This is a genomic window from Nocardioides marinisabuli (assembly GCF_013466785.1).
GTDB lineage: Bacteria > Actinomycetota > Actinomycetes > Propionibacteriales > Nocardioidaceae > Nocardioides > Nocardioides marinisabuli.
This window is the reverse complement of the sequence record NZ_CP059163.1, coordinates 2,363,928-2,385,932: the sequence shown is the minus strand read 5'-3', so window position 1 is coordinate 2,385,932 and position 22,005 is coordinate 2,363,928. Positions and strand designations below refer to the sequence as shown.

General features: G+C 74.8%; 19 protein-coding genes. 8 read left to right on the top strand and 11 right to left on the bottom strand.

Features of this window, described 5'->3' with window-relative positions; all coding sequences use genetic code 11:
• Positions 1 to 277: 277 nt before the first annotated feature.
• Both H0S66_RS11390 and H0S66_RS11385 read left to right on the top strand, forming a co-directional pair.
• Positions 278 to 1,567 (top strand): citrate synthase, encoded by a 1,290-nt coding sequence (locus H0S66_RS11390; RefSeq protein WP_179615493.1) that lies wholly within the window; start codon positions 278 to 280, stop codon positions 1,565 to 1,567.
• The gene (locus H0S66_RS11385; RefSeq protein ID WP_258016869.1) at positions 1,558 to 2,214 is read left to right on the top strand and encodes an HAD-IA family hydrolase; all 657 of its coding nucleotides are present in this window, start codon (positions 1,558 to 1,560) and stop codon (positions 2,212 to 2,214) included. Before H0S66_RS11390 ends, H0S66_RS11385 begins: the two co-directional genes overlap by 10 nt.
• A gap of 19 nt (positions 2,215 to 2,233) precedes the next feature.
• Here the strand turns inward: H0S66_RS11385 and H0S66_RS11380 are convergent, their stop codons facing one another.
• A complete protein-coding gene (locus H0S66_RS11380; RefSeq protein WP_179615492.1) occupies positions 2,234 to 4,780 on the bottom strand; it encodes a collagen-binding domain-containing protein in 2,547 nt (848 codons plus the stop codon).
• Between the two features lie 171 nt (positions 4,781 to 4,951).
• A complete protein-coding gene (locus tag H0S66_RS11375; RefSeq protein WP_179615491.1) occupies positions 4,952 to 6,601 on the bottom strand; it encodes a long-chain-fatty-acid--CoA ligase in 1,650 nt (549 codons plus the stop codon).
• A gap of 121 nt (positions 6,602 to 6,722) precedes the next feature.
• Between H0S66_RS11375 and H0S66_RS11370 the strand changes: the two genes are divergently transcribed.
• A complete protein-coding gene (locus H0S66_RS11370; protein WP_179615490.1) occupies positions 6,723 to 8,015 on the top strand; it encodes a S1C family serine protease in 1,293 nt (430 codons plus the stop codon).
• A gap of 159 nt (positions 8,016 to 8,174) precedes the next feature.
• Here the strand turns inward: H0S66_RS11370 and H0S66_RS11365 are convergent, their stop codons facing one another.
• The 4 genes from H0S66_RS11365 to rlmC all read right to left on the bottom strand — a co-directional run bounded on the left by H0S66_RS11365 (position 8,175) and on the right by rlmC (position 12,910).
• Positions 8,175 to 9,203: a GNAT family N-acetyltransferase gene (locus H0S66_RS11365; protein WP_179615489.1), complete on the bottom strand. Its 1,029-nt coding sequence runs from the start codon at positions 9,201 to 9,203 to the stop codon at positions 8,175 to 8,177.
• Complete coding sequence (locus H0S66_RS11360) at positions 9,200 to 10,903, bottom strand: ABC-F family ATP-binding cassette domain-containing protein (protein WP_179615488.1); 1,704 nt, start codon at positions 10,901 to 10,903, stop codon at positions 9,200 to 9,202. Before H0S66_RS11360 ends, H0S66_RS11365 begins: the two co-directional genes overlap by 4 nt.
• Before the next feature lie 177 nt (positions 10,904 to 11,080).
• Positions 11,081 to 11,566: a winged helix-turn-helix domain-containing protein gene (locus H0S66_RS11355; protein WP_179615487.1), complete on the bottom strand. Its 486-nt coding sequence runs from the start codon at positions 11,564 to 11,566 to the stop codon at positions 11,081 to 11,083.
• 192 nt (positions 11,567 to 11,758) lie between these two features.
• Entirely contained in the window at positions 11,759 to 12,910 is a 1,152-nt protein-coding gene (gene rlmC, locus H0S66_RS11350) for a 23S rRNA (uracil(747)-C(5))-methyltransferase RlmC (protein ID WP_179615486.1), read from the bottom strand.
• A gap of 155 nt (positions 12,911 to 13,065) precedes the next feature.
• On the opposite strand from rlmC, the gene H0S66_RS11345 reads away from it, so the two are divergent.
• Positions 13,066 to 13,335, top strand: a complete 270-nt coding sequence (locus tag H0S66_RS11345; RefSeq protein ID WP_218876294.1) for a GlsB/YeaQ/YmgE family stress response membrane protein — start codon at positions 13,066 to 13,068, stop codon at positions 13,333 to 13,335.
• Between the two features lie 93 nt (positions 13,336 to 13,428).
• Here the strand turns inward: H0S66_RS11345 and H0S66_RS11340 are convergent, their stop codons facing one another.
• Positions 13,429 to 14,814: a hypothetical protein gene (locus H0S66_RS11340; protein WP_179615485.1), complete on the bottom strand. Its 1,386-nt coding sequence runs from the start codon at positions 14,812 to 14,814 to the stop codon at positions 13,429 to 13,431.
• Positions 14,815 to 15,005: 191 nt separating this feature from the next.
• On the opposite strand from H0S66_RS11340, the gene H0S66_RS11335 reads away from it, so the two are divergent.
• Entirely contained in the window at positions 15,006 to 15,422 is a 417-nt protein-coding gene (locus tag H0S66_RS11335; protein WP_179615484.1) for a VOC family protein, read from the top strand.
• A 19-nt stretch (positions 15,423 to 15,441) separates the two neighbouring features.
• Here H0S66_RS11335 and H0S66_RS11330 read toward each other — a convergent pair whose 3' ends face one another.
• Positions 15,442 to 16,536: an NAD(P)/FAD-dependent oxidoreductase gene (locus H0S66_RS11330; RefSeq protein ID WP_179615483.1), complete on the bottom strand. Its 1,095-nt coding sequence runs from the start codon at positions 16,534 to 16,536 to the stop codon at positions 15,442 to 15,444.
• Positions 16,537 to 16,598: 62 nt separating this feature from the next.
• Here H0S66_RS11330 and H0S66_RS11325 point away from each other — a divergent pair, with 62 nt between their 5' ends.
• Entirely contained in the window at positions 16,599 to 17,630 is a 1,032-nt protein-coding gene (locus tag H0S66_RS11325; protein ID WP_179615482.1) for an App1 family protein, read from the top strand.
• 179 nt (positions 17,631 to 17,809) lie between these two features.
• A complete protein-coding gene (locus H0S66_RS11320) occupies positions 17,810 to 18,148 on the top strand; it encodes an STAS domain-containing protein (protein WP_179615481.1) in 339 nt (112 codons plus the stop codon).
• A gap of 25 nt (positions 18,149 to 18,173) precedes the next feature.
• Here H0S66_RS11320 and H0S66_RS11315 read toward each other — a convergent pair whose 3' ends face one another.
• From H0S66_RS11315 to H0S66_RS11305, 3 genes are all read right to left on the bottom strand, one after another.
• Positions 18,174 to 19,052: a bile acid:sodium symporter family protein gene (locus tag H0S66_RS11315; protein ID WP_179615480.1), complete on the bottom strand. Its 879-nt coding sequence runs from the start codon at positions 19,050 to 19,052 to the stop codon at positions 18,174 to 18,176.
• Positions 19,053 to 19,133: 81 nt separating this feature from the next.
• Complete coding sequence (locus tag H0S66_RS11310) at positions 19,134 to 19,841, bottom strand: hypothetical protein (protein WP_179615479.1); 708 nt, start codon at positions 19,839 to 19,841, stop codon at positions 19,134 to 19,136.
• A 4-nt stretch (positions 19,842 to 19,845) separates the two neighbouring features.
• Positions 19,846 to 21,318, bottom strand: a complete 1,473-nt coding sequence (locus H0S66_RS11305) for a hypothetical protein (RefSeq protein ID WP_179615478.1) — start codon at positions 21,316 to 21,318, stop codon at positions 19,846 to 19,848.
• 84 nt (positions 21,319 to 21,402) lie between these two features.
• On the opposite strand from H0S66_RS11305, the gene H0S66_RS11300 reads away from it, so the two are divergent.
• Complete coding sequence (locus tag H0S66_RS11300; RefSeq protein ID WP_179615477.1) at positions 21,403 to 21,990, top strand: cysteine hydrolase family protein; 588 nt, start codon at positions 21,403 to 21,405, stop codon at positions 21,988 to 21,990.
• Positions 21,991 to 22,005: the final 15 nt, after the last annotated feature.

The following is a 22,005-nucleotide window of genomic DNA, read 5'->3' as shown; positions in this document are numbered from 1 at the left end:
CGTTCGTTGGTCCCCGTCGAGCTGCTCGGCGGGGTGGTGGAGCACGGCCTCTGACGAACACGGCCCGGTTCGCACCGACCAGCCCCGGACCACGAGTGGTCTGGGTGGGGCTCGGCTCACGTCCGGATCAGCACCTCGACGAGGACGTCGGGGCGCGGCAGGGGTCGCGACCGGTAAGACTACGGCGGCGCGCGGCGTACGGCCAAATGCGTGACCGGGCCCGCTCCGCGGACACCGGGTTAACACTCGCTGCGGACGCGGGCTAAAGTCGCGAAGCGTGACCGAATCTCTGACAGTCCGTGACAACCGCACCGGACAGGAGTACGACGTCCCGATCACCGACGGCTCCATCAAGGCCGCCGACATCGGGAAGATCAAGGCCGACGAGGAGACTCCCGGCCTGGCCGTGTACGACCCCGGCTTCGTCAACACCGCCTCCTGCCGCAGTGCCGTGACCTACATCGACGGTGAGAAGGGCATCCTCGAGTACCGCGGGTACCCGATCGAGCAGCTCGCCGAGAAGTCGAACTTCCTGGAGGTCTCCTACCTCCTGATCCACGGCGCGCTCCCGACCAAGGCCGAGTACGAGGCGTGGGTGCACGAGATCACCTACCACACCTTCGTGCACGAGAACGTCAAGACCTTCATGCAGGGCTTCCGCTACGACGCCCACCCGATGGGCATGCTGATGGCCTCCACCGGGGCGCTGTCGACGTTCTACCCCGACGCGCGCAACATCTCCGACCCCGACAACCGGCACATGCAGATCGTGCGGATGATCGCGAAGATGCCGACGCTGGGCGCCTGGTCGTTCCGCCACGCGCAGGGCAAGCCCTACATCTACCCCGACAACGACCTCTCCTACACCGCGAACTTCCTCTCGATGCTCTTCAAGATGAGCGAGTCGAAGTTCGAGGCCGACGAGCGCCTGGTCAAGGCCCTCGACATCCTGTTCATCCTGCACGCCGACCACGAGCAGAACTGCTCGACCAACGCGGTGCGCTCGGTGGGCTCCTCGCAGGTCGACCCCTACTCGGCGGTCTCGGCCGGCATCGGCGCCCTCTACGGCCCGCTGCACGGCGGCGCCAACGAGGCGGTGCTGCGGATGCTGCGGCGCATCGGGACGAAGGAGAACATCCCGGCCTTCATCGAGGGCGTCAAGAACGGCAACGAGAAGCTGATGGGCTTCGGCCACCGGGTCTACAAGAACCACGACCCGCGCGCCACCATCATCAAGAAGGCCTGCGACGACGTCTTCGAGGTCACCGGGGTCAACCCGCTGCTCGAGATCGCCAAGGAGCTGGAGAAGATCGCCCTCGAGGACGAGTACTTCATCTCCCGCAAGCTCTACCCCAACGTGGACTTCTACTCTGGCCTGATCTACGAGGCCTTCCAGTTCCCGCCCGAGATGTTCACGGTGCTCTTCGCCATCGGGCGCACCCCGGGCTGGCTCGCGCAGTGGCTCGAGCTGGTCCAGGACAAGGAGCAGAAGATCGCCCGCCCGAAGCAGATCTACACCGGTGAGCGTCGTCTCGACTTCACCCCGGCCTCGGAGCGGTGGGCCTGAGCCCCACCCACGGTCCTGCCACGACCCCGGTCCCCCACGTGGGGGCCGGGGTCGTGTGGGACCTGGGCAACGTGCTGATCGACTGGGACGCCTCCCGGGCGATCGCCGCCGGGGTCGGCGAGCACGAGGCGGCACGCTTCCTGGCCGCCGACGACTTCGACTTCCGCGCCTACAACCACGGCCCCGACTCGGGGCTGTCGTGGGACGAGGCGGAGGCCGCGGTCGCGCGCAGCCACCCGCACTGGCTCGAGCACGCCCGCGCCTACCGCGCCCACTTCCCCGCCTCCCTGGTCGGCGAGGTCCCCGGCAGCAGCGACCTGGTGCGCGAGCTGCACGCGGGCGGCGTACGCCAGTGGGGGCTGACGAACTGGTCGCACGAGCTCTACCCGCACGCCCCGCGGATGTTCGAGGTGCTCGCGCTGCTCGACGACGTCGTGGTCTCGGGCACCGAGGGGCTGGCCAAGCCGGACCCGCGGGTCTACGAGCTGCTGGTGGCCCGCACCGGGCGCCCGCTGGCCGACCTGGTCTTCGTCGACGACCGCGCCGACAACGTGGCGGCCGCCTGCGCGCTGGGGATGACCGGGCTGGTCTTCACCGCCGCCGAGGCGCTGCGCCTCGACCTGCGGGGGCTCGGGCTCCCGGTCTGAGCACGGTCCGCACCCGGGGTCAGGAGCCTCCCAGCGCGAGCGTGCCTCGGGCCTTGCGGCCCTTCGTCGGCACGACCGTGACCCGCAGCCGGTCGGCCTCGCCGGCCCGCACCAGGCGCTGGCCCAGCCGCGTCAGGCGTACGCCGCTCGCGCGGGGCCGGTCGGGGTCGAGCCGCACGCGCCCGCGGGCCACCCGGCCCTTCGCACCGGGGGCGGTCGCGGTGACCCGCGCCGCGCCCGGCAGCGAGCTCAGCACCTGCAACGACAGGGTGCGCCCGCTGACGCCGGCGGTGCGCGGCAGCGCCAGGGTCGCGCGGCCGGGGAGCACCGTGAGGGTGGCGGAGGCGGCGTTGTTGGTGAAGTCGACGTCGGTCGAGGCCGAGCTGACGGTGGCGGTGTTGACGAGCTCGGCCGGCTCGTCGGTGCCGGGGGTCTCGACCTCGGTGCGGTCGTGCAGGCAGACCAGGTCGAGCAGCGCCTCCTGCGGCGACCCGGTGGGGTTGAGCAGCCGGAAGGCGCGGGTCTTGAGCCGCGGGTCGTGGCCCAGGCCGACCAGGCCGTCGGGCAGGTCGAAGGTGGCCACCACGCCCTTGGCGTCGTCGGGGCAGACCACCTGCTCCTCGACCACCGCCCCGGCCGGCACCACGACGCGGCGCTCGACGTGGGTGGTGCGCAGCTGGTGGGTGTGGCCCTGCGCGGCGGTGGTGGCAGTGCGCAGGCAGCGCACCGACGCGGTCAGCGTGGTCGCCTCCTGCACCAGCACGTCGAGGCGCCAGCCGGTCGCGGTGGGCTCGGAGGCCACCAGCCGGGCGGTGCCGCCCGAGAGGTCGTGGCCGGGGGCCACGGGCGTGGTCGCCGCGGGGCAGGTCAGCCGGGTGCTGTGCCGTCCCGGCGCCAGGGCCCGGGTCTCGGTGACCAGCGCGGTGTCGGCGACCAGGTCGTGAGCGTGGCCGTCGGCGTGCCCAGTCTGCCGGTCGGCGGGCTCGGTGCTGCCGGGCAGGCAGACACCGAAGGCCTTGGCCTGGGCGCGGCCGGCGGCGTCGTTGCGCACGACCGCCTTCCAGGTCCCGACACCCGTGCTCCGCGCCGAGAGCACCCGCACGTCGGCGAGCGTGCCGGTGCCCTGGTCGACGTGGTCGACGCGGACCGCGCCGTCGGAGACGATGCCGCCCGGGCAGCCCAGCGTCACCGAGCGGGTCTGCCCGGCCTCGAGGTCGACGTGCACCTCCTGCTTCGTGGGCGTCAGGTGGTGGTGGGCCTGCGGGTGCGCGGTGCGCCCGGACCCGGCGACCGGGTCGACGAGCACGTCGAGCCGCACGCCGTGCGTGGCGCCGGCCGCGAGGTCACCGACCTGGCAGGTCACCACGCCCGCGGCCGCCGAGCACCCGGGGCTCGCGGACTCCAGGGTCACCCCCGCCGGCAGCGGGTCGCGGAGCACGACCCCGGTCGCCGTCGCGGTGCCGAGGTTGCGGGCGGTGAGCGTGTACGACGTCCGCCCGCCGCCGCGCACCGACGTCGCGGACGCGGTCTTGGTCAGCGTGACGTCGGTCGTGCCCGGCGGCTCCGGGGTGGGCGGCGGTGCCGTGGTGGGCGTCGTCGGCGGGGAGGTCGGCGGCAGGCACAGGGCGGCCGAGAACAGCCGCTGGTGGGTCTCGAAGGCGGAGCTGAACCGCTGGGCCAGCACCTGGCCGATGGTGTGGCCGGCTCGGGCGACGACCACGTGGGCGGCGGGGGCCAGGATGCTGCCGCCCCAGGCGCTGCCGATGTCGAGGGTCACCCGCGAGGCGCCGGCCAGGCTCCAGAGCACCCCGGGGCGGGTGGCCATCGTCGAGTCGTTGGCCTGCTGCCAGCCCCCGGGCTCGCGCACCCAGACCTGGCCCCGGACGGTGACGTCGGCGCCGTCGACGACCACCAGCAGCGTCGAGCCGGCCGGCACGTCGTAGCCGATGTTGCGCCCGGAGGCGAGCTGTGCCGCGGTGGGGCGCACGACGTTGAGGACGGGGTCGGTGCCGCGCAGCACCAGGCTGGGCTGGGCGCTGATCTCGTTGTTCTCCAGCACCGTGGCGGTGCTCGGTGTCGTGGCGATCCGTGCGGCCAGGGCACGCAGCCCCACGAAGGCGGCCGGGACGTCGACGGGGTTGGCGTCGAGGTAGGTGCCGCCGCCGTTGAAGTTGACCCCGCTGCGGGGCACCACCCAGGCGCTGCCGCGCTGGAGGTTGAACCACTGGCCGTGGGAGCCGGCCACGACCAGCGTGGGGGCGGTCTTCTCGGAGGTGAGCCGGGTGCCGACGGTCATGCCGCTGGCGGCGAGGTCACCGCCGTAGGCGATGGCCCCCTCCGACTCCGAGCCGCGGGTGCCGTGGGTCTCGACGAACTCCGTGTACGGCGTGGCCGCGCCCAGCGGGTGGGTCAGCGTCTCGCAGGCCGCTCCCCCGCCGGCGCCGGCCGCGGCGCCCGACGAGCCCGGCAGGGCGATCATCGCGGCGGCCGCGAGGGCCCCGGCCAGCAGGCTCGCGCCCGTGGCCCGGGCGCCGCGTCGTACGAGCTGGTGATGGTGTCGCAGCATGGTGGCCCCCCGCCTCCGGGGGGCGCCGCTCGGCACCCCCGCCCCGACGCTAGGGGCCCGGGAGGGGGCGCGGGACGGCTGTGGAGGAGCCGTTACCGCCGCGTCGACGAACCGGGCACCGCCCGAGGACCGGGCCCTCGGGCGGTGCCGTCGTCAGCGGTCGTCGGCGGGTCAGACGCCCCGGTCGCGGTCGGCCCAGTACGGCGCCCGCAGCTCGCGCTTGAGGATCTTGCCGGTCGGGTTGCGCGGCAGCATCTCGATGACGTCGACGCTCTTGGGGCACTTGAAGTGCGCGAGGTGCTCGCGGCAGTGGTCGATGATCTCCTGCTCGGTGGCCGAGGCGCCCTCCTTGAGCGCCACCACCGCCTTGACCGACTCGCCCCAGGTGTCGTCGGGGATGCCGATGACCGCGACCTCCATCACCGCCGGGTGCTCGGCGAGCACCCGCTCGACCTCGGGGCTGTAGATGTTCTCCCCGCCCGAGATGATCATGTCCTTGAGGCGGTCCTCGACGAAGACGTAGCCGTCGGCGTCGACCTTGCCCATGTCGCCGGTGCGGAACCAGCCGTCCTCGGTGATCACCTCGGCGGTGGCCTCGGGGCGGTTGAGGTAGCCCTTGAAGAGCTGGGGCGTGCGCAGCCAGATCTCCCCGTGCTCGCCGGTGGGCAGGTCCTCGAGGGTCGCGGGGTCGACGATGCGCACCTCCACCTCGGGCACCGCGCGGCCGGCCGAGACCAGCCGCTCGGGGTGCCCGTCGGCGATCGCGGTGCGGTGCTCCTCGGGCATCAGGTGGGTGGCCACGCCGGAGACCTCGGTCAGGCCGTAGACCTGCATGAAGTCGGTGTCGGGCCAGGCCTCCATCGCCGCGCGCAGCAGCGGCGGCGGCATCGGGGCCGCGCCGTAGGTGTAGGTCTTCAGCGCCCCGAAGAGCTTGATCGCGTCGGGGCCCGACTGCAGCACCTGCGCGAGCACGGCCGGCACCAGGAAGGTGCGGTTGGCGCCGGCCAGGATCGCCCCGGCCAGCGAGGCGCCGTCGGGGTCGCGGGTCATGATGCTGGGGATGCCGTCGTGCAGCCCGAAGAGCACGTACGACGACCCGCCGACGTGGAAGAGCGGCATCGCGACCATCGACTTGTCGCCGGGCTCGAAGCCCCACCCGTCGTGGGAGTTGATGGTGTGGGCGATCATGTTGGCGTGGGTGAGCATCACGCCCTTGGGGTGCCCGGTGGTGCCCGAGGAGTACATCACCAGGCAGGTGTCGTCGGGCTCGACGTCGGCGGAGCGTCCGGTGGGCGTGGCCGCGGCCAGGCGGGTCTCGTAGTCGTCGGGCCCTGAGTCGTCGCCGCCCTCGGGGGTGACCTCGATGACGTGCTCGACACCGGTGAGCCGGTCGCGGATCTGCTCGATCTGGCCCTTGAGCTCGGAGCCGACCAGCAGCACCTTGGCGCCGGAGTCATTGACGGCGTAGTCGATCTCCTCCCCGGCGAGGCGGAAGTTGATGATCGCGTTGGCGGCCCCCAGCGCCCCCGCGGCGAGGCTGAGCTCGACGCAGGCCGGGTGGTTCTTGTCGAGGAAGGCCACCACGTCGCCGCGGCCGACCCCGAGCCCGGCCAGCATGCCGGTGCAGCGGCGTACGCGCTCGTCCCACTGCGCCCAGGTCCAGCTGCGGCCCAGGTAGCTCATCGCCTCCTCGTCGGGCTTGGTGGCCGCCCAGTGGGCGAGGCGGTCGTCGACGAAGCGGGGCGTCGGACCGGGCGCGGGGCCGGTGGCCGAGGTGCCCGGGGTGGCCGAAGTGGAGGTGTCGGTCGGGGTGGCAGTCATGGGGCCGAGTGTGACCGAGCCCACAGGGCCCATCAAGAGGTGTGCTGGATCGTCTCAGTTCTTGCCGCGCGTCCAGCGGGGTCTCAGGTGGCTCACAGCCGCGGTCGGCACCATGGGGAGCATGAACGAGACTCCCCGCGACCCCGAGCACCCGACCGGGCACGGCCCGTACGACGACACCAGCGCCTACGACCTCGGCCCGCAGCCGACCTGGGCGCCGGACGACGAGACCGCCACCCAGCAGGTCGTCCCGCCGGCGTACGCCGCTGCGCCCGCAGCCCCGCCTGCGCGGGGGCGCAAGGGGTTCGCCGCTGCCGTGGTGGCGGCTTCGCTGGTCGTCGGCGGCGCGGCCGGTCTCGGCGGCGCCGCGACGTGGAGCGCCCTCGAGGACGACGGGGCGGGGACCGGCTCCCCCTCGGGCGTGCAGACCTCGCAGGTCGTCGACACCCCGGTCAGCGACGCCGAGCCCGGCTCGGTGCAGCAGGTCGCCGAGACGGTGCTGCCCTCGGTGGTGCGCATCGACGTCAGCAGCGGCCAGGAGGGTGGCTCGGGCTCGGGGATCGTGCTCTCCTCCGACGGGCAGATCCTCACCAACGAGCACGTGATCGCGGCCGCCGGGGAGGGCGCCGACATCACGGTCTCCTTCGACGACGGCTCGCGCGCCACGGCCACCGTGCTGGGCGCCGACCCGCTCACCGACACCGCGGTCATCCAGGCCGAGGGTGTCGAGGGCCTGACCCCCGCGACGATCGGTAGCTCCGAGGACCTGCGGGTCGGCCAGGAGGTGGTCGCCATCGGCTCCCCCTTCGGCCTCGACGCCACCGTCACCAGCGGCATCGTCAGCGCCCTGGACCGCCCCGTGGGCGTGGCCAGCGACGCCTCGGGCGACGCCACCATCTACCCCGCCATCCAGACCGACGCGGCGATCAACCCCGGCAACAGCGGCGGCCCGCTGGTCGACACCAACGGCCACGTGGTCGGCATCAACTCCTCCATCCGCACCTCGGGCTCGACCTCGGGCGCGAGCGGCGGCTCGATCGGCCTGGGCTTCTCGATCCCGATCGACGAGGTGCTGCCGATCGTGGAGCAGATGGCCGCGGGCGAGACCCCGACCCACGCCCGCCTGGGCATCTCGGTCAGCGACGCGACCGCCGCGGAGGGCCAGAGCGGCGCCGAGGCCGTCATCGGTGCGCTGGTGCGCGAGGTGGGCGAGGGCTCGACGGCCGGCGACGCGGGCCTTGAGCCGGGCGACGTGGTGGTCCGGGTCGACGACACGATGATCACCGGCTCCGACTCGCTGGTCGCCACGATCCGCTCCTACCGCCCCGGCGACACCGTCACCCTGACCTTCGTGCGCGACGGCGAGGAGCAGAGCGTCGACCTCGAGCTCGACACCGACGCCGAGACCTCGTGACCCGGCGCATACTTCGCGCTGACCCGGCGCAGATCTCCCGCTGACCCGGCGCAAACTTCGCGTCGACCCGGCCCGAACCTCCGCCCCGGAGGTTCGGGCCGGGTCACTGCGAGATCCGGGCCGGGTCACTGCGATATTTGGGCCGGGTCGCCGCACGGGTCAGGCGCGGCGCTCGAACCCGCCGTACCGCTCGAGGGGCCGGTAGCCCAGGGCGTCGTTGACCGCGACCATGTGGGTGTTGGTCTCGGCGTTCCAGGTGCGCACCATCCGCAGGTCGGCCACCTGCTCGTGCAGCAGCAGGTGGTTGGCGGCCTTGAGCGCCAGCCCGAGCCGGCGGCCGCGGTGGGCGCGGTCCACGACCGTGCCCCACTGGTAGGCCAGCCCGGGCTCGTGCTCGGTGGTGACGATCTCGGTGTAGGCGACCACCCCGCCCCCGGGGCCGAGCGCCACCGTGGCGTGGCGGGTGCGGGCCTGCCGGGCCAGCAGCTCCTCCTCCTCGCGCACCAGCGCCGGGTCGACCACGTCGGCCTCGAGGCTCAGGGTGCCCACCGGCGCCTCGGTGTTGAGGCTGGCGGTGATCCGGGCCCAGTCGTCGAGCAGGTCGTCGGGAACCCGGCCCACGAACGACCGCACCTCGTACGCCGCGTGGTGCGGCGCCGCCTCGGCGGCCAGGGCCCGCAGGTGGTCGGGGTCGGGCAGCGGGTCGAGCACGCGCAGCACCTCGACCAGGCCGAGCCCGAAGCCGTGGCCGCGCAGCAGCGACGGCCCGGGCTCCCCGGCCCCGTCCACCGGGGCGCCCATCGGCCAGCTGGCCTCGGCGATCCACAGGTCGCGCCCCCGCGAGGCGGCCTCGGCGCCCAGGTGCGCCAGCATCCGCGAGCCGTGCCCGCGGCGCCGGTGGGCCGGCGCCACGTCGATCGAGAGCTGCGCCTGGGCCAGGTTGTCGAGCAGCGGCGTCTGCAGGTGGCCGGTCGCGACCGGCTCGCCGTCGACGCGGCCCAGCCAGGCCCCCGCCCAGGTGCGGCGACCCGGCCGCTGCAGCGCCGCGCGCATCTCCTCGCGGGTCCACGCCGTCACCGCCGCGGCGGGCCGCCCGTGGTGCTGGGAGGCGCGGTAGACCTCGTGCCAGGCGTCGAACGCCGCGTCGTCGTACGGGTCGACGGGCTCGATGCGCAGCGGGCCGCTCATCGCGACCGGACCACGCGGCCCTCGTCCCACACCGGCCCCGGCGACTCGTAGACCTCGCCGTCGGCGCCGTAGACCAGGAACCGGTCGAAGCCGCGGGCGAACCACCGGTCGTGGGTGACCGCCAGGACGGTGCCCTCGAACGCCTCGAGGCCCTCCTCGAGCGCCTCGGCCGACTGCACGTCGAGGTTGTCGGTGGGCTCGTCGAGCAGCAGCAGGGTGGCGCCCGAGAGCTCGAGCAGCAGGATCTGGAAGCGCGCCTGCTGGCCGCCCGACAGCGAGTCGAAGGTCTGCTCGCCGGCGTGCGCGAGCTCGTAGCGGTCCAGCACCCGCGCGGCCTGCTCCCGACCCAGGCCGCGGCGCCCGTCGGGGTGGCCGTCGCCGCGGTGCAGGATGTCGAGCAGCGGGCGACCGACCAGCTCGGGGTGCTCGTGGGTCTGCACGAACCAGCCGGGCCGCACCCGGGCGCCGAGCTTGGCCTTGCCGGTGTGCGGCACCGGCGTGACCGGCACCTCGCTGACGGGGCGGTGCTCGACGTCGGGGTCGGTGCCGCCGGCGGCCAGCAGCCGCAGGAAGTGCGACTTGCCGGAGCCGTTGGAGCCCAGCACCGCCACCCGCTCGCCGTACCAGACCTCGAGGTCGAAGGGCTTCATCAGCCCGGTCAGCTCCAGCTGCTCGCAGACCACGGCGCGCTTGCCGGTGCGCCCGCCCTTGAGGCGCATCGCGACCTGCTGCTCGCGCGGCTGCTCGGTCGGCGGGCCGACCTCCTCGAACTTGCGCAGCCGGGTCTGGGCGGCGCGGTACTGGCTGGACATGCCGTCGTTGTACTCGGCCTTGATCTTCAGGCGCAGCACGAGCGCCTTGAGCTTGGCGTGCTCCTCGTCCCAGCGCTTGCGCAGCTCCTCGAAGCGCGCGAACCGGTCGGTGCGCGCCTGGTGGTAGGAGGAGAAGCCGCCCGGGTGGGTCCACACGCTGTTGCCGACGCCGTGGCCGCTGCCCAGCTCGACGGTCACCACCCGGGTGGCGGTGTTGTCGAGCAGCTCGCGGTCGTGGCTGATCATCAGCACCGTCTTGTCGGACTCGCGGATGCGGCCCTCGAGCCAGATCTTGCCGGGCACGTCGAGGTAGTTGTCGGGCTCGTCGAGCAGCAGCACCTGGTCGGGCCCGCGCAGCAGGAACTCGAGCACCAGCCGCTTCTGCTCGCCGCCGCTCAGGGTGGCCAGCTCGCGGTACTTCGCGCGGTCGTAGGAGACCCCCAGCGCCGCGGTGGCGCACACGTCCCAGGTGACCTCGACGTCGTACCCGCCGGCGTCGGCGTACTCCGAGAGCGCCTCGGCGTAGCGCATCTGGGTGGCCTCGTCGTCGGTCTCCATCAGCGCCAGCTCGAGCCGCTCCACCTGCGCGGCAGCCTCGCGGACCCGCGGCGGGGCGACGCTGAGCAGCAGGTCGGCGACGGTCGCGCCCTCGCGCAGCCCGGCCTTGACGTCCTGCCGCATCACGCCGAGCCCGCCCGAGCGGGTCACCACGCCCGCGTGCGGGGTCAGCTCGCCGGTGACGATGCGCAGCAGGGTCGTCTTGCCCGCGCCGTTGGCGCCGACCAGCGCGACCTTGGCGCCCTCGCCCACCCGGAACGACACGTCGTCGAGCAGCACCCGCCCGTCGGGGAGCTCGTACCTGACACCTGCGACATCCACGTGACCCACGAGCGACCATGCTCCCCGATCAGCGGCCGTGGGTCACTTCCTTTGTCGCCCGCCCCGGGTCGTGGTGCGGGTCGTGGTCCGGGTCGTGGTCCGGGGCGTGTGCCTGAGGACGCGCCCTGGCGCGGCCAGGGGCCACGACCCGACCCACGACCCGAGCCACGACCCCGCGGCGGTGGCCTAGGCGGAGGGCAGGTCGGGCACCCACTCGACGCGACCGCGGTCGGTCAGCGCCCAGGTGCCGGGGCGCGGGGCGAGCAGCAGGCCGTCGTCGGCGAGCTCCTTGCGCGCCGTACGGGCCGCGGTGCGCCACCGCACCTCGCCGGTCGGGCCCTTCTCCAGGTCCCCGGGGCGCAGCACGTCGCCGAGACGCTCGGCGAGCTCGGTGAGCAGGTCGTCGGACTCCGCCTGGCCACCGGCCTCCTGGAGCAGCTTGACGATCCACGGCTTGAAGTCGACCGAGGGCGTGCGCCGGCGCGGCCGCGCGGGCGCCGCGGGGGCGGTGGAGCCAGCCGACGCCGCGGTCGTCGTACGACGCCGGGTGACGGGCGAGGCCTTGGGCGGCGCCTTCGGGGGTGCCGGGGGCGGCTCCACGGGCTTGGGCATCCCGTGCACGCAGGTCGAGAGCGGGAGGTCGCACAGGTCGCAGTAGTCGGTGGCGCTCACGTGCCGACCGTACCCACGCACCACCGCCCCTGTGGAACCCCCCGCCCCCACCCCGCCTGTGGACGAGACCTGGCGCACGGCGGCCGCGGGAGTTTCATCGGGTACCCGACAGAGCTCGCGCCACCACCACGAACCTTCAGCCGGGTGGCGCCAGGTCCATCGGGTACCCGATGAAACTCCCGCGCCGCCCCCTCACCCCCGGCGGCGCAGTCGGACCAGCACCTCGTGGTGGGTGGTCTGGGGGAACATGTCGAGCAGCCGGGCGGCCTCGACGTCGTACGACGGCAGCGCGGCCAGGTCGCGGGCGAGCGTGGCGGCGTTGCAGCTGGAATAGAGGACGTGCCGCACCCGCGACGACTCCAGCCAGCCGGTCAGCGCGGGGCCGATGCCGCGCCGCGGCGGGTTGACCACGACCAGGTCGGGGTGGTCGGCGGTCGGCTGCTCGAGCGCCCACGCGGTCGCGTCGGCGGCGACGAAGCGGGCCTGCTCGAGCCCCGCCTCCCCCGCCGACTGCTGGGCCGAGGCGACCGCCTCGGGCGCGATCTCGACGCCGTTGACCGCCCGGCCGGGCGCGGCGAGCGCCAGCGCGAAGCCGCCGACGCCGGCGTAGAGGTCCCACACCGAGGCGGGCGCGGTCTCCTCGACCCAGGCCCGGGCCTGCTCGTAGAGCGCGGTCGCGACCGCGGTGTTGGTCTGGAAGAACGACTGCGGCCGCAGGTGCAGCCGCAGCCCGGCGCCGACCTCGAGCCGCATCTCGAGGGTGGCGGCGTCGGTGAGCACGATCTCGCGCTCCCCCTCGAGCACCGCCTTGTGCTCGGGCTGCACGTTGATCGAGGCCACCGCGACCGGCAGGCGGTCGGTCAGCCAGCCCAGGTGCTTGCGCAGCCGCGCCTCGGGCTCGGTGGAGCGCAGCACCCAGCGCACCATCAGCTCGCCGGCGGGCGAGCGGGTGACGAGCAGGTGCTTGAGCTCGCCGCGGCGGGTGGTGAGGTCGTACGGCGTCAGCCGGGCGCGGACGACGTGCTCGGCCAGGACGGGCAGGGCGTCGTGGAGCCCCGGCTCGTGCAGCCCGCAGTGGCGCAGGTCGGTGCCGCGCCCGTCGGCGCCGAGGATCCCCAGCGTGGGCGCGTCGGGGGTGCCGGCGACGACCATCTTGGCCTTGTTGCGGAACCCTTCCTCGGGGCCCGTGACCGCGGGCAGCCACGCGACCGGGCGACGGCCGGCCAGCGCCGGGGCGAGGAGGCCCTCGACGTGGCGCTGCTTGTCGGCGACCTGCTCGGCGTAGGGCCGGCCCATCCACGTGCACGACCGGCACGCACCCGCGTCGAAGTAGTCGCACTGCACGGGGCGTCAGCCTACGTGCGCGCCGTGCGCCGCGGACGAGCCGCGTCGACTCCCGGGCACCCCCAACGGGTGAACCCCGAGCGCCACAGGTGCGCGTAACGTCAATCTGCCGTCCGGACATCGGACGGGACAAGGACGGCTAGGAGGGACACACCATGTTCAACATCATCGGACTGCTCGTGGTCGGCCTGATCATCGGCGCGCTGGCCCGGCTCATCAAGCCCGGCAAGCAGGCCCTGGGGCTGCTCGGCACCCTCGCGCTCGGCGTCGTGGGCGCCCTCATCGGCGGCATCGTCGCCAGCGCGCTCGGGACGGGCGACATCTTCGAGCTCAACATCCTCGGCTTCGTCGTCGCCGTGGTCGCCGCCGTGCTGCTCATCGGCGTGGCCGAGGGCATGTCGTCGAAGGGCAAGGCTCGCGTCTGACCTGACCACGCCCCGGTCAGGGGTCGGCACGCGGGACGAGCGTCGGCGAGGAGGCACCCCCTCGCCGGCGCTCGTCGCTGTTGCGCGGGTGTCTCAGGAGGGGTCGGTCGAGGTCGCCGTGGCGGACGCCGACGGCGAGGTCGTGGGGGTTGCCGTGACGGACTCGGACGGCGTCGGGTCGACCTCGGCGCTCGTCGACGCACCGGCACCCGCGCTCGCGCTGCCGCTCGGGCTGGTGCTCGGGCTGGTGCTCCCACCCGCGCCCTGGCTGGGGCTGGAGCTGGGGCCGGCGCTCTGGCTCTGACCGGCGCTCGCACTCGGTGCAGCGCTCGCGCTCGGCGCGGCGCTCCCGCTGGGGCCGGCGCTGGACGACGGCTCGTCAGCGGGCCCGGCGGAGGGTCCCTCGGAGGGCGCCTCGGTGGGCCCGTCACCCGCACCGGGACCCGGGGCCACCTCGACGGTGACCGCCCGGGAGACGCTGCCCTCGGCCATCGGCCGCTCGGCGAAGCGCCAGCGGTAGCTCGTCGCCTTCTCGGGGGCCACCTCGGCCACCGCAGCGCCACCGTCGACCTCGACCACCTGGGCGACGGCCCAGCCGGTGGTGCCGACGACGCGCTTCTCGAGGATCATCGTCACGCCGCTCATCGCGGCCCCGGTGCTGTCGACCAGGGCGCCGCGCAGCTCGACGGGCTGTCCGGCCGCGACCCGGTTCGCGGGCGGGGCCAGCATCGACGCGGTCGTCGCCAGGCCCTCGAGGTCGTACGTCGTCGCGGTGCCGGCGGTCTCCAGGCGCAGGGCGTCCATGGCGAACTCGTTGCCGTCGCAGCCGAGCCCGCTCATCACGAACCCGGCGCCGTCGCCGCGGTGGCGCACCACCATGTCGGCCAGCGTGCCGTCGGGCACGGCCTCGCTCGACGCGTCGGCGACGGGGGCCTGGTCGTACATGTCCCACTTGGTCCAGCTGTAGGTCAGGTCGACGGCCTCGATGCGGGTCCACCGCCCGGCCGGCACGGCCACCTCGGCGCGGCCGAACCACACGCGCCCGGTGTGGCGGTCCGCGGGCTCCTGGTAGCCGGCCCACACGACGCCGGTGGTGCCCTCGGCGGCGTACGCCGTCAGCCCGGCGCTGCGGGTCTGCGCGACCGACGAGACGTAGCTCAGCGGGCCGAGCGCGTTGCCGCCGACGAGGTCGTAGCGCAGGCTGCGCTCCCCCGCCGGCGCGGTGGCCGGGCCGGTGCCGATCATCGCCTGCGGCGTCTCCGCGACCCGGTCGTAGACGCTCTCGCAGCCCACCAGGCCCAGGCGCATCGCGCGCCCCGCGGGGAAGGCGAGACCGCGGACCACGACGGTGGACTGCTCCGCGACGACGCCGCGGGAGGTCGGGACGACGGCCTGGGCGGGCACGGCCGCCCCGCTCGCGAGCACGACGCAGGCCGCGGCGCTGATCGCCGCGATGCTCTGCTGGATGCCGGCCCGCACGTGCTCGTCTCCGCTCGTCCCGCGGGCCCCGCTGCCCGCACCACGAACTGTAGGCGCAGCAGCCTCACCCCACCACGGGGTCCGGGAAGATCACCCGAACGAGGGATGGGGCGATGACTTCCGGGGCCCGCGGTGGTCGGAGGTGCAGCGGTCCCCGACAGCGGGCCGCCCACCCCACCCGAGGAGCTGCCGTGCCCGTCCTGCTGAACCCCTACCTGACCCTCACCGGCACCGCGCGCGAGGCGATGACGCTCTACCAGTCCGTCTTCGGCGGCGAGCTGAGCGTGATGACGTACGGCGACATGGGCGCCGAGGGCGACCTCGCGTCTCTGGTCATGCACTCCCAGCTCACGTCGGCCGACGGCGTCGCCCTGATGGCCTCCGACATCGGCCCCGGCGAGGTGGTGGACCACGGCACCACGGTGCGCCTGAGCCTCTCCGGCGACGACGAGGACCGGCTGCGCGGGTGGTTCGAGGCGCTGGCCGAGGGCGGCGAGGTGCACGTGCCGCTGGAGAAGCAGGCCTGGGGCGACGTCTTCGGGCAGTGCGTCGACCGGTTCGGGATCATCTGGCTGGTCAACATCGGCTCCGCCGGGACCCCCGGCTGACCTCTCCCGACAGCCGGCCTCAGCCGCCGGCGGCGCGGTAGGACTCGATCCAGAGCCGGTCGATGCGCCGCTTGAGCAGCAGCGCGGCCCGCCCGCCCCACCACCAGCGACCGCGGCTGGCCACGCCGACCCCACCGCCGAGGTCGACGACCGACAGGAAGTGGCGCCGGGGCTCGTAGACGTGGGCTCCGGCGTCCTCGCCGCGCCCGCGGGCCTCGAGGGCGGCGAGCAGCACGGGCGCCTGGCGCACCCCGTGGACCCCGATCCGGGGCAGCGGCGCCGGGGTGAAGTGGGCGCAGTCGCCGACCGCGTAGAGGTCGTCGTGCTCGACGTGCTGCAGGGTGGCCCGCACGGGCGCCCCGGCGGCGTCGCCGAGGCCGGTGGCGGCGAGCAGCGGTGGGGCGGCGAGCCCGCCGGCGAGGACCGCGAGGTCGTGCTCGAGCACCGCGCCGTCGTCGAGCACGACGCTGCCCGCGCCGATCCGGGCGACCCCGCGACCGGTGAGCACCTCCACGCCACGGCCCGCGAGCACCCGCTCGACGTACCGACGTGCCCCGGCGGGCAGCGACGTGCCGATCTCGTGGCCGCCGTCGACGAGTCGCACCCGGGCCACGCCCGGGCGCACCGCGAGCTGCGCCGCCACCTCGAGCCCCGAGGGCCCGGCGCCCACGACGGTCACGACCGCCGCCCCGTCGGGCGCCAGCCGCTGGGCCAGGCTCTGCAGCCCGGCCAGCGGCTTGACCGTCACCACGTCCGGCCCGACCGGCACCCCGAGGTCGGAGGTCACCGACCCGATGCCGAGCGAGGCCACGGCGTACGACAGCCGCCGCCCGCTCGCGGTGGTGGCGACCCGGGCCACCGGGTCGAGGTCGGCGAGCACGTCCTCGTGGTGGCGTACGCCGCTGCGCGCGGCCAGCCCGGCCACGTCGAGCCGTCCGGCCGCCAGCGGCAACGCCCCGGTGGCGACCGCGGAGCCCACCCCGGAGTAGTCGAACCAGCGCGGCGCGAGCAGCTCGACCGCCCAACCCGCGGCGCGCAGCCGGTCGGCGTGGCGCAGCAGGTGCAGGTGGGTGTGACCGGCTCCGACGAGGAGCAGCGTCGGGGGCCCGGACATCTGGGCAGCCTATCCAGGCCCACCCACTCCACCTGGGCGCCGCGATGTGCTTCGCTGGGCCGATGAGCAGGCCCGGACCCGTCGAGCGCGCCGACCACCTCGCCATGCGCGCCGAGGACGCCGTGCAGCGCCTGGTCGGCGGCGGGCTGCGTCGCGCCGGCTGGGTGCCGCGGGTCGTGGCGCACGTGGGCTACGGGCTCGAGGGCAGCTGGGTGCGGGTGCTGGCGCGGGTGGTGCTGGTGCCCGAGGGCAGCCTGGCGGCGCGGCACCCCGAGGACGCCCGGGGCTGGCGCCGCTTCGCGACCCAGTCGGCGGCCGGCGTGCCCGTCACGATCGAGGTGGGCGGGGTCGGCACCCGGGTCGAGTCCGACCGCGAGGGGTACGTCGACGTCCGGCTGCCGGCGGACCTGGCGCCGGGGTGGGCCACGGCCAGGCTGACGACCGAGGACCCGGAGGACCCGGTGACCACCGCGCAGCTGCGGGTGGTGGCGGCGTCGGCGCGCCACGGGCTGGTCAGCGATGTCGACGACACCGTGATGGTCACGATGCTGCCCCGGCCCCTGGTGGCCTTCCGCAACGCCTTCGTGAGCCGTGAGGTCGACCGGCTCCCGGTGCCGGGGATGGCCGGGCTCTACCGCGACCTGCTCGCCGAGCGGCCCGACACGTTCGTGGTCTACCTCTCGACGGGCGCCTGGAACGTCGCCGGGGCGATCGGGCGGTTCCTGGAGCGCCACGGCTACCCCGCCGGCCCGGCGCTGCTGACCGACTGGGGCCCCACCCCGCGGGGCTGGTTCCGCTCCGGGCGGCAGCACAAGACGACCGAGCTGCGCCGGCTGATGGAGGACTTCCCGCAGCTGCGCTGGACGCTGGTCGGCGACGACGGCCAGCACGACCCGGCGATCTACGCCGACTGCGCCGCCGAGCACCCCGGCCGGGTCGAGGCGGTGCTGATCCGCCGGCTCAGCCTGGGCGAGCAGGTCGCGCGCTACGGCAACTTGGAGGGCCCCCGCGAGCACACCGGCCCGCAGACGGCGTACGGCGACGACGGCGACGAGCTGCGCACCCGGGCCCGGGAGCTCGGCCTGCTGGGCTGACCCTCTCCCCCGAACCGCGACGGCGGCGGGGCATGGCCCGGACGGGCCATGCGCCACGCACGTTCGGGTCATCTTCGGGTCGTTCTCGGCGCGCACGGGCACCCGAGCGGCTGCCGGGGCGTTGGGTAGGACATGGCGCCGGGACCGGCGTCCCGCAGCCGGCCTGGGGAGGGATCGCTGTGCAGCACGACCTCGCGGTCGTCGCGACCCCCGTCGCGACGGGCCATGCGCGCCTGGTGCTCACCGGGGAGCTCGACCTGGGCTCGGTCCCGACGCTGCGCGACGCGCTCGCGCGCGCCCTGCCCTTCGCGACCCAGTGCCTCGACGTCGACCTCGCCGGGGTCGTCTTCCTCGACGCGGCCGGCCTGGGCGCGCTGGTCTGGTGCCAGCGACGCGCCCGCGCCGCGGGCGCCGAGTGCCGGGTCGTGGCCAGCAGCGCCGTGGTCGAGCGACTGCTGCACCTGACCGGCACCCACGACCTCCTGGTCGCGCTGCCCGCCGTGGCGCACCCCGCCTGAGCCCGCGGCGGCGTACGGCGCCCGCTCAGGCCACGCGCGCCGGCTCGCGCCCGCGCGCCCCGCGAGTGACGAGGAACCCGAAGGCGGTCGCGAAGACGTACATGATCACCGAGTAGACCGCGCTCGGGATCGCGACCTCGGTGCTGTCGAGCACGCTGAGGGCGATGGTCAGCGCCACGGTGGTGTTGTGGATGCCGACCTCCATCGAGCTGGCGATCGCCTGGGCCTGGTCGAGGCGCAGCGCCCGCGCGCCGACGTAGCCCAGGGTCAGGCTCGCGGCGCAGAAGAGGGCGGTGACCAGGCCGACCTGGCGCACGTAGTCGGCGAGGTTCTCGCGCTCGCCCAGCAGCGCGCCGACGGCGACGACGACCAGCACCACGATCGAGAAGACCCGCACGGGCTTGTCGGAGCGGGCCGCGAGCTGGGGGCTGCGGCTGCGCACGGCCATCCCGAGCACGACCGGGACCAGCACGATGGCGATCACCTGCAGCACCTTGCCGACCTGCAGGCCCAGCTCGCCGTCGGCGTCGAAGTACCCGATGGCCAGGTTGGTGATGAGCGGGATGGTGAAGGCCGCGAGCACCGAGTTGATCGCGGTGAGGGTGACGTTGAGGGCCACGTCACCGCGGAAGAGGTGGCTGAAGAGGTTGGCGGTGGTGCCGCCGGGCGAGGCGGCGAGCAGCATCACGCCGACGGCCAGCAGCGGGTCGAGGTCGAAGCCGAGCACCAGCACGAACGCGATCACCGGCAGCACCAGCACCTGCAGCCCCAGCGCCACCGCCACGGCCCGCGGGCTGCGCGCCACCCGGCGGAAGTCGTCGACCTGCAGCGACAGGCCGAGACCGAACATGATGATGGCCAGCGCGACGGGCAGCCCGACGCTGATCAGTGCGGAGTCGTTCACGACCACTCTCCCGGCTCGACCTGGGCGCCCTGCGCCACCGCCCCTGTGACGGCGGCCACAGTCAAGCAGCCCCGTGGCGGGTCAGGAGCGGAAACGCTCCAGCGCGTCGGGCTCGACCAGGGCCGACCGGTCGCCGGCCTTGCGGCGGTGGTGCTCGACGAGGGCCACCAGCGCGGAGGCCGGCCACGCCTGCGGCAGCAGCCGGCAGGACACCAGCGACGGGCCCCGGGTGGTGACCACGAGGTGCGGCTGCCACCCACGGACGGCAGCCACCTCGACGAGGTCGCGCCACGCCACCGTCTGCGCCCGGCCCACCCCGCCCGGCACCCGCAGCCCGTCGGGGCCCACGACCAGCCGGGTCTCGGTGCGCACGGCCAGCACGGCCGCTGCGACGACCCCCAGGACGACCAGCACCCCCAGGACGCGCGGGCCGGCCGAGTCGGCGACCAGCACCATCAGCACCCCCAGCAGCGCCAGCGCGACGCCGGCCACGGCGCGCAGCAGCGCCTGCGTACGCCGCAGCGGCAGCGCGAGGCCACCCGCGACGGCGACCGCGGGTGGTGGGTCGGCTCGTGGCCCGTGCCGCGGGGCCGTGAGGCTGCCGACGCCGGTCGCCCCCAGGACCGCGAGCAGCACGCCCAGGGCGATCGGGAAGGCGGGCGCCTCGGCCCGCAGCCCGCCGACCACGAGGAAGACCCCGACCGGCACGAGGAGCGCGGCGAGGCCCATCACGGCGTACCTGCCCGGCGCGCGGTAGACCGCGTCCGGGTCGTCGGGCGGTGTGCTCACCGGCTCAGCCGCGGGCGCCGCCGACGCCGAGCAGCGCGGCCAGGCCCAGGGCGCTGCGGGGCGAGTACGCCGCGCGCCACAGCCCGCCGTGCGCGGCGGCGTACGCCTCGTCCTGCCAGGGGTGCTCGTGGCGCGGTCCGCCGCCGGTGTGCAGGTCGTGGACCAGCATCGCGGCCATCAGCACGTTGGAGGTGGAGGGGTCGAAGACCTCGACGCCGAAGCGGTGCGCGCCGGCGTACGCCGCGGCCAGGGCGCGGTTCTTGACCACCGAGCGGGTGCGGGTCGGGGGCGCGACGTTCATCGAGACCAGCCGGCCCTCGTGGCGCGCCACGGTGGCGCGCCAGCGCTGCAGCCGCTTGGCCAGCGCGTAGTTGGGGCCCTGCTGGGGCACCAGCGAGTCGTTGAGGCCGGGGTCGGCCGGGCCGGCGTACGGGCGCTGGAGCAGGCGCCCGCCCGACACGGTGCGCAGCGGGCGGCCCAGGCCCTTGCTGAGCCGGCCGCGCCCGGAGTAGGCGGCCAGGGCCTGGTCGACGGCGTCGCCGGGGACCGCGAAGACGTCGGTGGGGGTGGCCAGGAACGCCAGGGCGGCGTCGTCGCGGGCCTCGAGGAGGCGGCGGCTGAGCTCGTCGACGGCGGTGGAGACCCGCACGTTGGTGGCGCCGTCGGCGTAGACGTAGTTGCCGAGCACCAGGGTGCCGGGCTGCTCGGCGAGCCAGTCGGCCAGCGCGGGCACGTCGGCGAGCAGGTCGGCGCCGGGGCGGCCCTCGACGGCGGGGGCCACGACGGTGCCGGCGCCGGCGACCGCGGTGTCGCTGACCCGCTCCCACACGTCCTCGCGGGGCAGGTCGATCGCCGCGACCCGGGCGCCCCAGCGGGTCAGGGCCTGCAGCGGCCCCATCTCCGAGCCGGCGCCGACGACCGCGACGGTGTGGCCCTCCAGGCGCAGCCAGTCGGGGTTGGCCACCACCGCGTCGACGGCCTCGGCCAGCGTCGGCTCCACGACCCCGGCCAGCACCCACTGCTCGACGCGGCGGCGTACGTCGTCGCCGCGCAGCCGCTCGCCGCGGTAGGGCAGCACCAGCTCGCGCAGCGGCTCGCCGGCGCCGTGCATCTCGACCTGGCCGAAGCCGGTCGTGCTGCGGGGCCAGTCAGCCAGGGCCACGTCGGAGCCGTCGCCCTCGCCGGTCATGACCCGCATCCGCGCGTGCAGCGAGTCGAGGCCGCCGCGGGCGACCGCGACGGCGTCGTCGGGCGTGGCCAGGCCGGCCTCGACCAGCAGCCGGAACCACGGCAGGTACTGGGTACGCCAGGCGGTCTCGCGCTCGGCGGCGCGGGCGCCGACGGCGTCGACGGGGCGCAGCGCGTCGGCGACGACGCCGCGGCCGGTCGCGGTGGTGCTGCGACGCGGCGGCCCGTCGGTACGGTTCTGGCCGGCGGGGTCGAGCGGGAAGACGAGTCCGTGCGGGGCATCAGCCATGCGCCTCACCCTGCCCCGCCGACACGTCGGGGTAAACACCAGGGGTGACGCGGTGAGACGCCGGGCGCCGCTAGCGTCCGCCGGGTGACCCGCCTCCCCATCGGTGCCGACGCCGCCCTCGTAGTCATCGACGTGCAGGAGGGCTTCGACGAGCCGTGGTGGGGTCCGCGCGACAACCCCGACTGCGACGAGCACGTCGCCGCGCTGGTCGGCGCGTTCGCGGCCTCGGGGCGCCCGCTGGTCTACGTGCAGCACTCCTCGCTGAGCCCCGAGAGCCCGCTCTTCCCCGGACAGCCCGGCCACGCCCTCAAGGACTACCTCGAGGGCTTCGAGCCGGCGCTGCTGGTGACCAAGCAGGTCAACTCCGCCTTCCACGGCTCCCCCGACCTCGACGCATGGCTGCGCGGCGAGGGCATCGGCGAGATCGTGGTCTGCGGCATCACCATCAACCACTGCTGCGAGACCACGGCGCGGGTCGGCGGCAACCTCGGGTACGCCGTCACGTTCGTGCTCGACGCGACCCACACCTTCGACCGCACCGGCCCGGACGGCACCACGATGAGCGCCGCCGAGCTGGCTCGGGCCACCGCCACCAGCCTGCACGGCGAGTTCGCGACGGTGCTGTCGACGGCCGAGGTGCTCGACGCGCTCGCCGGGGGCCTCCCCGCGTGAGCGGGCCGAAGCGGA

Coding starts and splice junctions, on each gene's coding strand:
- H0S66_RS11380 (WP_179615492.1), bottom strand. CDS start 4,780: ATGCTGCGACACCATCACCAGCTCGTACGACGCGGCGCCCGGGCCACG.
- H0S66_RS11375 (WP_179615491.1), bottom strand. CDS start 6,601: ATGACTGCCACCCCGACCGACACCTCCACTTCGGCCACCCCGGGCACC.
- H0S66_RS11370 (WP_179615490.1), top strand. CDS start 6,723: ATGAACGAGACTCCCCGCGACCCCGAGCACCCGACCGGGCACGGCCCG.
- H0S66_RS11365 (WP_179615489.1), bottom strand. CDS start 9,203: ATGAGCGGCCCGCTGCGCATCGAGCCCGTCGACCCGTACGACGACGCG.
- H0S66_RS11345 (WP_218876294.1), top strand. CDS start 13,066: ATGTTCAACATCATCGGACTGCTCGTGGTCGGCCTGATCATCGGCGCG.
- H0S66_RS11330 (WP_179615483.1), bottom strand. CDS start 16,536: ATGTCCGGGCCCCCGACGCTGCTCCTCGTCGGAGCCGGTCACACCCAC.
- H0S66_RS11325 (WP_179615482.1), top strand. CDS start 16,599: ATGAGCAGGCCCGGACCCGTCGAGCGCGCCGACCACCTCGCCATGCGC.
- H0S66_RS11305 (WP_179615478.1), bottom strand. CDS start 21,318: ATGGCTGATGCCCCGCACGGACTCGTCTTCCCGCTCGACCCCGCCGGC.